Below are 9927 nucleotides of genomic sequence, written 5' to 3' on the forward strand. Positions count from 1 at the left end.
GCAAGCATCGCCGCGCGGAGCTGCTGCTCCAGGAGTTCGATTTGGGCTACCGGGGTCATGACGCCTTCCTCATCCGAGCGCCCTCTTTGCCTGAAACTGCTATGTCCGCAATGTTGTCGTATCCGGAACGTCTGCTGAAAGAGAGAACCTTCGGAAAACCGACCTATTCCGTCAGGGCCAACCAGCACCCGGCACGTCCACTTCGGTGACCAGCACCTTGCCCTTGGGCGCTTGGGCCGCCTCGGTCGCATCGGAACTCGGCGCGACCAGCATGAAGAGGTGCCGCCCGGTCGGGCCGCCGAGCATGCAGGCATAGCACGGCAGATCGCCGGTGGAGACGACTTCGAGCACTTCACCGCCCGCGCCGATCCGCGCGCATTCGGGAGCAAGGGGGTTGGCGATCCACACCGCGCCCTCGGCGTCGAGGCAGATGCCATCGGGCACGCGCGGCCAGGTCGGCGCCCATTCGCGGCGGTTTGAGAGGGTGCCGTCCGCGCCAATGTCGAGCGCGGTCAGCGTGCCGCCCAGCGTTTCGCCAAGGATCAGTTTCTTGCCATCGGGGGTGATGACCATGCCGTTGGGGAACGAGAACCGCTCACCGGGCGCGGCGTCGCTGACGCTGCCGTCTGTCTGGACCAGCGCAAGGCAGGTGCGCGGGTGATCGGCGATCACGCTTTCCGCCCCGCGCGCGTGGATTTCCGCGTCGAGATCGAAGCCGAAGTTGCCGACATAGGCACGGCCCTGCCCATCGACGACCATGTCGTTGCACAGGAAAGTGGAATAGTCCGTCAGGTCCGCATGAAGCTCGAACCGCCCGTCCGGCCAGCGCCGCCAAAGCTGGCGTAGTTCCATCCGCACCACCAGCAACGAGCCATCAGGCATCCAGCCAAGGCCCGAAGGGCGGCCCTTTACCTCAAGCTCGGTGCGGACATCGCCCGCCAGATCGACCGAGCAGACCCGGTGCGAATAGAAGTCTGAAAACCACAGCCGCCCGTCGCGCCAGCGCGGACCCTCGCCGAAGTAGATCTGGTGGGCGAGGGCGCGCAGCTGGCGTTTCATGTCGGCTTGTCCTTTGCTCAGTGGCCGCCCGAGGGATCCTGAAATTCTTCCGGAATCCAGGCGTTAACGATGCCGCCGTCGATCGGGATCGTGGTGCCGACGACATAGTCGCCCGCGCGGCTGGCAAGGTAGATCGCCCCGCCCGCGATATCCTCGGCCACGCCGACGCGCTTGTAGGGGATGCCGCGTGCGCTGCCTTCGGGGTTCTTGGCCGCCGCCTTGTTCATCTCGCTCGGATAGGCGCCCGGCGCGATGCAGGTGGTGACGATGTTGTCCTTGATCAGCCGCGCGGCCATGCGCTTGGTCAGGTGGATCACCGCCGCCTTCGACGCCTGATAGGAATAGGTTTCCCACGGGTTCGGACGCATCCCATCGATCGAGGCGATGTTGATCACCTTGGCCGGCCGGTCGAACTTGCCCGCCGCTTTGAGCAGCGGGTGCAGCTTCTGCGTGAGGAAGAACAGCGAGCGGACGTTGAGGTCCATCACCTTGTCCCACCCGGCTTCGGGGAACTGGTCGAACTCCGCCCCCCAGGCCGCCCCGGCGTTGTTGATCAGCACGTCGAGCCGGCTTTCGCGGCCTGAGAGTTCCTCGGCGAGGCGCTTGATCTCGTCCATCTGGGAAAGGTCGGCGGGCAGGCCGATGACCTTGCCGGGATAGTCGGCGTCGAATTCGGCGATGGTCTGGGCCATCTGCTCGCGCTTGCGGGCAGTGATATAGACCTTTTCGGCACCTGCCGCGAGGAAGCCTTCGACCAGCATCTTGCCAATCCCGCGGCTGCCGCCGGTGATCAGCGCGATCTTGCCTTCAAGGCTGAACAGCTTGGAAAAATCCATGATCCGCGCTCCTCAATAGCCCGACAGCTTGGCCACGCGTTCGGCGTGGTAATAGGCATCGCCCATGAACTCGGCGAGCGCGCGGTCGCGCTTCATGTAGAGGCCGATGTCGTATTCGTCGGTCATGCCGATCCCGCCGTGCATCTGCACGCCTTCCTTGACTGCAAGGCTGGCGGCCTTGCCGGCCTTGGCCTTGGCGACCGAGACCATCAGCTCGGCCTTCTCACTGCCTGCATCAAGCAGCTGCTGCGCCTTGATCACGGCGGCGCGGGCGATCTCGATCTCGGAATAGAGGTGCGCGGCGCGGTGCTGGAGGGCCTGGAATTCGCCGATCAGCTTGCCGAACTGCTTGCGCTGCTTGAGATAGGTGGTGGTCATGTCGAACGCGCCGCCGGCCACGCCCAGGCTTTCCGCCGCCGCGCCGATCCGGCCTGCGGCCAGCACCTTGTTCAAGAGCTCGCGCCCGCCGTCGACTTCGCCGATCACGGCGTCGGCATCGAGCTGGACGTTGTCGAGCTTCACGTGGGTCGCCATCGAACTGTCGACGAGGCGCACCGCATCCTGCGACAGGCCTGCCGCATCCTTGGGCACCGCGAACAGGGTGATCCCGGCATCGTCGTCGTCATTGCCGGAAGTGCGCGCGGCGACCACCAGCATGTCGGCGCTGCCGCCGTGGATGACGAAGCTCTTGCTGCCGGTCAGGGCAAAGCCGTTGCCGGCGCGCGCAGCGCGGGTCTTGATCCGTTCGGGCCGGTGCTTGGGGCTTTCGTCGATCGCGACGGCGAAGACGCTGTCGCCCGACAGCAGGCCCGGCAAGTAGCGGCCCTTGAGTTCGGCATTGCCCGCGCCCAGCGCGGTCGCGGCCATGACCGAGCTGGTCAGGAACGGCGAGGGCGTAAGATTGCGGCCGATTTCTTCGAGCACGATCCCCGCCTCGACATGGCCCATGCCAAGCCCGCCATCGGCTTCGGACACGAGGATGCCGGTAAAGCCGAGTTCGGCCAGCTGCTTCCACAGCCCATGGCCAAAGCCATCCTTGCAGTTGATGTCGCGATAGTGGCGCAGCTGCTTCGCGATCGAACCCTCGTCGGCCATGAACTGGCGGGCGGTATCGGCGAGCATCGCCTGGTCTTCGTTATGGTAGAGCGGCATTTCAGGCTCCCAGAATAGTCATGTGGTCGCGCGGCGCCCCGCTGGGCTGCCGCGCGCCGAAGTGCAGGCCGGATCAGGCCCCGGGCAGGTCGAGGATGCGCTTGGAGATGACGTTGAGCATCACCTCGCTGGTCCCGCCTTCGATCGAGTTGGCCTTGGTGCGCAGCCACGAACGGGCATGGGCGCCGCCGTCGCTTTCCTCGCTGTCCCATTCGAGCGCGGCGCTGCCGCCGGCCGACATGACCAGTTCGAGGCGGCGCTTGTTAAGCTCGGTCCCGGCGTACTTCATCATGTTGGGCTGGGCGGGATGGCCGCGGCCGATCTTGACCTCGTCCATGAACTTTTCGCTCATCGCGGTGAAGGCCAGGGCATCGACGTCGAACATGGCGAGATCGGCGCGCAGCAGCGGGTCTTCCAGCGCGCCGGCGCGCGACATGGCCGCGCCCAGCGAACCGGCACGGTCGCCGCCGCCGGTGGCCGAGATCATCTCGCGCTCATGGCCGAGCAGGTACTTGGCCACGTCCCAGCCGCGGTTCACTTCGCCCACGATCTGGTTCTTGGGCACCTTCACATTGTCGAAGAAGGTTTCGCAGAACGGCGAATTGCCCGAGATCAGCAGGATCGGCTTGGTCGAAACGCCGGGGCTGGTCATGTCGAACAGCAGGAACGAGATGCCCTGATACTTGTTCGTCTTGTCGGTACGGACCAGGCAGAAGATCCAGTCGGCCTTGTTGGCATAGCTGGTCCAGATCTTCTGGCCGTTGACCACCCAGTGATCGCCCTTGTCCTCGCCATAGGTCTGCAAGCTGACGAGGTCCGAGCCCGAACCCGGTTCCGAATAGCCCTGGCACCAGCGGATTTCGCCGCGCGCGATCTGGCCGAGATAATGGACCTTCTGTTCCTCGGTGCCGAACTTCAAGAGCGCCGGGCCAAGCATCCAGATGCCGAAGCTGGAGAGCGGCGGGCGCGCATTGATGCGGGCCATTTCCTCGCGCCAGATCTTGGCTTCGGCCGCGCTCATCCCCGCGCCGCCATAGGCTTTGGGCCAATCGGGCACGGTATAGCCCTTGGCCACGCAGCGTTCGAGCCAGACCTTCTGGGCTTCGTTCTTGAATTGGAAATTGCGGCCACCCCAGCAAGCGTCATCGTCTTCGCGGACGGGTTCGCGCATTTCGGCGGGGCAGTTTTCTTCAAGCCAGGCGCGGATTTCCGCACGGAAGGCATCAAGGTCGGACATGGATTGGACTCCTCTCTTAACTGCAAGGTTAAGGCGACTCGGGGCATGCGCGCAAGGGCGGATTTCCGGCGCTTGCATCTGCCGCAGTTTGCCGTAGCGTCCGCGCATTGGCGTTGACCGCGTCAAGAAGCGAACTAAGCTATTCGAAAAACCAGTATGGGATATGGAGAGGGAATTATGCGATTCGCGGGCAAGTGCGCCGTCATCACTGGCGCAGCATCCGGCATCGGCCGGGCTACCACGCTGCTGTTCGCCCGCGAGGGGGCAACAGTGTTCGCTGCCGACCTCAACCTTGAAGGGGCAACGGCCGTTGCGGCCGAAGGGCAGAACATCGTGCCCGTCGCCTGCGACGTCTGCGACGTGGCGCAGATCAAGGCGCTGATGGACCGGGCCGCTTCCGAATTTGGCGGGATCGACTATGTCTTCAACAATGCCGGCGCCGGCGGTGCACGCGAGCCGATCGACGAGATCGACGCCGATGGCTGGGATCGCACGATGGACCTGCTGCTGCGCTCGGTGGCGATGGGCACCCGCTATGCCGTGCCGCACATGCTCGGCCGCAAGGGCGCGGCGATCGTCAATACCTCGAGCGTGGCGGCGGTCGGGCCGGGCTATTCGCCGACGGCCTATGCCGTGGCCAAGGCCGGTGTGCTGCACCTCACCAAATGCTCCGCCACCGACCTTGCCAAGCACGGGATCCGCGTGAACGCGGTCCAGCCGGGCTTCATCAACACCAACATCTTTACCGCCAGCATGGAAATGCCGGCCGAACTGGTCGATCAGGCCAAGGCAATGATCGCCCAGATGTCGAGCCACGCGCAGCCGGTTGCGCGCGGCGGCCAGCCTGACGACATCGCCAACGCGGTCGCCTTCCTGTGCAGCGAAGCGGCCGGGTTCATGACCGGAGCTTCGCTGATCGTCGATGGCGGGATCACTGTCGGGCCGCGTCACTCATGGGATCCCGAAGCGCCGGGGATGTTCGATGCGCTGACGGCAATGGCCGAAGCTGCCGGGGTGAGTATGGGGGTAAAAATCTGATGACCGCGTCCGAAGGCCGGCTGCCAACCAGGCTGGCCTTTTTCCATGGGCTGGGTTCGATCGCCTATGGGATCAAGGACAGCGGGTTCTCCACTTTCCTGCTGCTCTATTACAATCAGGTGCTGGGCATGGATCCGCGCACCGTCAGCCTTGCGCTGATGGTGGCGCTGGTGATCGACGGGATCGCTGATCCGATGATCGGCTATCTTTCGGACCGGACCTATTCGCGATGGGGCCGCCGCCTGCCGTGGCTCTACCTGGCGCCGCTTCCGCTCGCCTTTGCCTGGGTGGCGCTGTGGTCCGAACCAGCCCATCCCGGCTTCTGGACACTGGTTGGCCTTGCCGTATCGGTGCGCATGCTGCTGTCGTGTTGCGAAGTGCCCTCGGTGGCGCTGGTGCCGGAACTGACCCGGGATTACGACGAGCGCACCACGCTGATGCGCTTTCGCTACCTGTTCGGCTGGGGCGGGGGGCTGATGATGATGTTCCTGGCCTATGACGTGTTTCTCAAGAAGGGACTGCTCGATGGGGACGGCTACCGCGCCTTCGGGCTGGTCGGCGCGATCCTGATGGCATCGACGGTGCTGATATCGGCCCTCGCGCAGCACAAGCGCGTCGCCGGCTATCCGCCGCGCCCGCAAACGCCGTTCCGCATTTCGACCGCTTTTGCCGAACTCAAAGAAAGCTTCTCGCACCGCGCTTTCCTGATCCTGATCGTAGGCGGCGGGCTGGCCTATACCAGCCAGGGCATCACTTTCTCGCTCAGCAATTACCTCTACCTGTTCGTCTGGCGGTTCTCTTCGGCGGACATGGCGCTTTACCCCTTGGTCCTGTTCGCCAGCGTCATCGCCTGCTTCTTGACCCTGGGGCCGATGCACAAGCGGTGGGGCAAGCGCGATACCGCCGTGGTGACGGCCCTTATCGGCATGGCGTTCTGGGTCCTGCCATTCGCCTTGCGGGCGCTGGGGCTCTGGCCGCAGGTCGGCACGGGCCTGTCGACCGGGCTGCTGTTCGGCCTGTTCTTCTGGTCGAACCTGTTCAGCGTGGCCGCGATGATCTCGGCCTCCTCGATGGTCGCCGACGTGGTCGAGGCTTCGGAACAGAAGACCGGGCGGCGCAGCGAAGGCGCATTCTTTGCCGGCAACATGTTCATGGCCAAGTGCGCGACCGGACTGGGCATCTTCGCCACCGGCCAGATGCTTGCCTTTGCCGGAATGCCCGAAAAGGCCAAGCCCGGCGAAGTGGCGTCGAGCGTGCTCGATACCCTGGCGTTGACCTATGCCGGCCTCGTGTTCGTCTTCGCCCTGGCGATTGCTGCCGTGCTTCGGCACTTTCCGATTACCCGCGCCGATCACGAGGCGCGCCTGGCGGCGCTGGCCGCGGCCCGGGTCAGCCTCGACGGCGAGGGCATGCACCCGTGAGCCGTTAACCGTTCGATTAAATACCTTGGCGCGGCCTCATGGCCGTGGCACTGAAGTCCCCGAGATTCGACAGTATAAGGAAAGGAAGAGGCGAGATGGATTTCGATCCCACTGAACGGCAGGTCTATTGGCGTGACCGCGTCCGCGACTTCATCGAAGCGCACGTCCGTCCCCGTCAGGGCGACTACAAGAAGCAGGACGCCGAAGGCGAACGCTGGAAGGTGCTGCAGGTGGTCGAAGAGGAAAAGGCCCGCGCCAAGGCGCAGGGGATCTGGAACCTGTTCATGCCGCCGCGCAACGAAGGCCACCACCACGTTGAAGAGAGCTTCGAATTCGAAGGTCCGGGCCTCACCAACCTCGAATATGCGCTCTGCGCCGAGGAAATGGGCCGCGTCGGTTTCGCCTCGGAAGTGTTCAATTGCTCCGCGCCCGATACCGGCAACATGGAAGTGCTGCACCGTTACGGCACGCTGGAGCAGAAGGAACGCTGGCTGAAGCCGCTGATGAACGGCGAAATCCGTTCCGCCTTCCTGATGACCGAACCCCAGGTCGCCTCGTCGGACGCCACCAACGTCGAATGCTCGATCCGCCGGGAAGGCGATGAATACGTGCTCAACGGCCGCAAGTGGTGGTCCTCGGGTGCGGGCGATCCGCGCTGCAAGATCGCCATCGTCATGGGCAAGACCGACTTCGAGGCCAAGAAGCACCAGCAGCAGTCGATGGTGCTGATGGAACTGGACGCCCCGGGCGTCGAGATCGTCCGCCACCTGCCGGTGTTCGGCTATGACGATGCGCCCCACGGGCACATGGAAATCAAGCTCAACAACGTGCGCATTCCGGCCAGCAACATGCTGCTGGGCGAAGGCCGCGGGTTCGAAATCGCCCAGGGCCGCCTCGGGCCGGGCCGCATCCATCACTGCATGCGCACCATCGGCGTGGCCGAGGAAGCGCTGGCCAAGATGGTCAAGCGCCTGCAGTCGCGCGTCGCCTTCGGCAAGCCGCTGTCCTCGCACTCGGTGTGGGAACAGCGCATCGCGGAGGCGCGCATCGACATCGAATGCTCGCGTCTGCTCTGCCTCAAGGCGGCCGACATGATGGACAAGGTCGGCAACAAGGCCGCCCAGGCCGAAATCGCGATGATCAAGGTCCAGGCCCCGCGCATGGCGCTGAAGATCATCGACGATGCGATCCAGGCCCACGGCGGCGGCGGCGTTTCGGAAGACTTTGGCCTCGCCAAGGCCTATGCCGGGATCCGCACCCTGCGCATCGCCGACGGACCGGACGAAGTTCACGCCCGCTCGATCGCGCGGATCGAATTCGGCAAGCACGCGCCGCAGAACCCTGCGGGCTTCAGTTCGGGCGACCTTGGCGTCTCGCGCTGATCGAATGAACGACGAATACCCCTTCCGCTGCCGGTTTTTGGCCAAGCGGAAGGGGCTTTCATGGAGAGTATGATGAAGGCAGCAATCCTCGAACAACCCGGCCAGCCGCTGGTCATCGACCAGATCAATGTCGACAAGCCCGGACCGCACGAAGTGCTGATCCGCACGGCGGCCTGCGGCCTGTGCCATTCGGACCTGCACTTCATCGAAGGCATCTATCCCCACGCGATGCCCTGCGTTCCCGGCCACGAAGCTGCCGGGATCGTCGAGGCGGTGGGCAGCGAAGTGCGCACCGTAAAGGTGGGCGATGCCGTGGTGACCTGCCTCTCCGCCTTCTGCGGCCACTGCGAATTCTGCGTGACGGGCCGCATGTCGCTGTGCCTGGGCGGCGATACCCGCCGCACCCCCGGCCAGGCGCCGCGCCTGACCCGCGCGAGCGATGGTTCGGTGGTCAACCAGATGCTCAACCTCTCGGCCTTTGCCGAAATGATGCTGGTGCACGAACACGCCTGCGTCGCGATCAATCCCGAAATGCCGCTCGACCGCGCGGCGGTGATCGGCTGCGCTGTCACCACGGGTGCGGGCGCGGTGTTCAACGCCTGCAACCTGACGCCGGGTGAAACTGTGGCCGTGGTCGGCTGCGGCGGGGTCGGCCTTGCCACGATCAACGCCGCGAAGATCGCCGGTGCGGGCCGCATCATCGCGGCAGATCCGGTGCCGGAAAAGCGCGAACTGGCGATGAAGCTGGGCGCAACCGACACGGTCGACGCGCTCGATCCCGACGCCGCCAAGCAGATCCTGGAACTGACCAAGGGCGGCGTCGATCACGCGATCGAGGCAGTCGGCCGTTCGGCCTCGGCCCAGCTTGCGGTCAGCTCGCTGCGCCGCGGCGGCACCGCGACGATCCTGGGGATGCTGCCGCTCAACGAAAAGGTCGGCCTCGCCGCGATGGAACTGCTTTCGGGCAAGAAGCTGCAGGGCGCGATCATGGGCGGCAACCGCTTCCCGGTCGACCTGCCGCGCCTGGTGGACTTCTACATGCGCGGGCTGCTCGATCTCGACACCATCATTGCCGAGCGGATCCCGCTCGAACAGGTCAACGAAGGCTTCGAAAAGATGAAGGCTGGCCATTCGGCCCGCTCGGTCATCGTTTTCGACCAGTGAGGATAGAATGAGCGAAGCACCTGCACTCAACGCCGAAGCGGATTTCGTCGGCACGGTCGAGCCGGAAGGCACCGACCGGCTCGATACCGCCAAGCTGACCGAATGGATGGAAGCCAACGTCGCCGGCTTCCAGGGACCGATCAGGCTGACCAAGTTCAAGGGCGGGCAGTCGAACCCGACCTACAAGATCGAGGCGCCGAGCGGAAACTACGTGCTGCGCCGCAAGCCGTTCGGCCCGCTCCTGCCCTCGGCCCATGCGGTCGACCGCGAGTACAAGGTCCAGGCCGCATTGCAGAAAGCCGGGTGGACCGTGGCTCCGCAATATGGCCTGTGCACCGATGACAGCGTGGTTGGCAGTTGGTTCTATGTGATGGGCATGGTCGATGGCCGCACCATCTGGGACGGGTCCATGCCCAACGACGCCCCGGAATACCGCCGCGCCACCTACAACGCGATGATCGACACGCTGGCCGGACTCCACGCGGTCGATGTCGAAAAGGCCGGTCTTTCCGACTACGGCAAGCCGGGCAACTATTTCGGCCGCCAGGTCGAACGCTGGACCAAGCAGTACAAGCTGGCTGAAACCGAGCACATGGAATCGATGGAACGGCTGATCACGTTCCTGGCCGGTAGCCTGC

The 9927-nt window shown here is 64.7% G+C and carries 10 protein-coding genes; 6 read left to right on the forward strand and 4 right to left on the reverse strand.

Annotated elements, in window-relative coordinates; translation table 11 throughout:
* On the forward strand, positions 1-209 hold a 209-nt coding region (locus tag ACE3SN_RS14585), incomplete at its 5' end, for a hypothetical protein (RefSeq protein WP_374531216.1).
* Here ACE3SN_RS14585 and ACE3SN_RS14590 read toward each other — a convergent pair.
* From ACE3SN_RS14590 to ACE3SN_RS14605, 4 genes are all read right to left on the reverse strand, one after another.
* Positions 172-1059, reverse strand: coding sequence for an SMP-30/gluconolactonase/LRE family protein (locus tag ACE3SN_RS14590; RefSeq protein WP_374531218.1), 888 nt, complete (start codon positions 1057-1059; stop codon positions 172-174). The two genes, ACE3SN_RS14585 and ACE3SN_RS14590, sit on opposite strands and share 38 nt — an antisense overlap.
* Before the next feature lie 17 nt (positions 1060-1076).
* Complete coding sequence (locus ACE3SN_RS14595; protein ID WP_374531220.1) at positions 1077-1895, reverse strand: SDR family NAD(P)-dependent oxidoreductase; 819 nt, start codon at positions 1893-1895, stop codon at positions 1077-1079.
* Positions 1896-1907: 12 nt separating this feature from the next.
* Complete coding sequence (locus ACE3SN_RS14600) at positions 1908-3047, reverse strand: acyl-CoA dehydrogenase family protein (RefSeq protein WP_374531222.1); 1140 nt, start codon at positions 3045-3047, stop codon at positions 1908-1910.
* Between the two features lie 73 nt (positions 3048-3120).
* Positions 3121-4284 carry an acyl-CoA dehydrogenase family protein gene (locus tag ACE3SN_RS14605; RefSeq protein WP_374531224.1) on the reverse strand — a complete coding sequence of 388 codons (1164 nt, stop codon included), beginning with the start codon at positions 4282-4284 and terminating at the stop codon, positions 3121-3123.
* 177 nt (positions 4285-4461) lie between these two features.
* On the opposite strand from ACE3SN_RS14605, the gene ACE3SN_RS14610 reads away from it, so the two are divergent.
* The 5 genes from ACE3SN_RS14610 to ACE3SN_RS14630 form a co-directional block, all read left to right on the forward strand.
* Positions 4462-5322, forward strand: coding sequence for an SDR family NAD(P)-dependent oxidoreductase (locus tag ACE3SN_RS14610; RefSeq protein ID WP_374531226.1), 861 nt, complete (start codon positions 4462-4464; stop codon positions 5320-5322).
* Positions 5322-6743: an MFS transporter gene (locus ACE3SN_RS14615; RefSeq protein ID WP_374531228.1), complete on the forward strand. Its 1422-nt coding sequence runs from the start codon at positions 5322-5324 to the stop codon at positions 6741-6743. Before ACE3SN_RS14610 ends, ACE3SN_RS14615 begins: the two co-directional genes overlap by 1 nt.
* A gap of 95 nt (positions 6744-6838) precedes the next feature.
* Positions 6839-8125 (forward strand): acyl-CoA dehydrogenase family protein, encoded by a 1287-nt coding sequence (locus ACE3SN_RS14620; protein WP_374531230.1) that lies wholly within the window; start codon positions 6839-6841, stop codon positions 8123-8125.
* 69 nt (positions 8126-8194) lie between these two features.
* Positions 8195-9289, forward strand: coding sequence for a Zn-dependent alcohol dehydrogenase (locus ACE3SN_RS14625; RefSeq protein ID WP_374531232.1), 1095 nt, complete (start codon positions 8195-8197; stop codon positions 9287-9289).
* Positions 9290-9296: 7 nt separating this feature from the next.
* Positions 9297-9927 (forward strand): phosphotransferase family protein (locus tag ACE3SN_RS14630; RefSeq protein ID WP_374531234.1); only part of this gene is annotated, 631 nt, incomplete at its 3' end.

The sequence above is a fragment of the Novosphingobium sp. genome (assembly GCF_041915465.1).
In the GTDB taxonomy this organism is placed as follows: Bacteria; Pseudomonadota; Alphaproteobacteria; order Sphingomonadales; family Sphingomonadaceae; genus Novosphingobium.

What these genes read in the sequence shown, in the direction of transcription:
- ACE3SN_RS14600 (WP_374531222.1), bottom strand. Translation starts at nt 3,047, where the DNA reads ATGCCGCTCTACCATAACGAAGACCAGGCGATGCTCGCCGATACCGCC.
- ACE3SN_RS14620 (WP_374531230.1), top strand. Translation starts at nt 6,839, where the DNA reads ATGGATTTCGATCCCACTGAACGGCAGGTCTATTGGCGTGACCGCGTC.
- ACE3SN_RS14595 (WP_374531220.1), bottom strand. Translation starts at nt 1,895, where the DNA reads ATGGATTTTTCCAAGCTGTTCAGCCTTGAAGGCAAGATCGCGCTGATC.
- ACE3SN_RS14605 (WP_374531224.1), bottom strand. Translation starts at nt 4,284, where the DNA reads ATGTCCGACCTTGATGCCTTCCGTGCGGAAATCCGCGCCTGGCTTGAA.
- ACE3SN_RS14590 (WP_374531218.1), bottom strand. Translation starts at nt 1,059, where the DNA reads ATGAAACGCCAGCTGCGCGCCCTCGCCCACCAGATCTACTTCGGCGAG.
- ACE3SN_RS14615 (WP_374531228.1), top strand. Translation starts at nt 5,322, where the DNA reads ATGACCGCGTCCGAAGGCCGGCTGCCAACCAGGCTGGCCTTTTTCCAT.
- ACE3SN_RS14625 (WP_374531232.1), top strand. Translation starts at nt 8,195, where the DNA reads ATGATGAAGGCAGCAATCCTCGAACAACCCGGCCAGCCGCTGGTCATC.
- ACE3SN_RS14610 (WP_374531226.1), top strand. Translation starts at nt 4,462, where the DNA reads ATGCGATTCGCGGGCAAGTGCGCCGTCATCACTGGCGCAGCATCCGGC.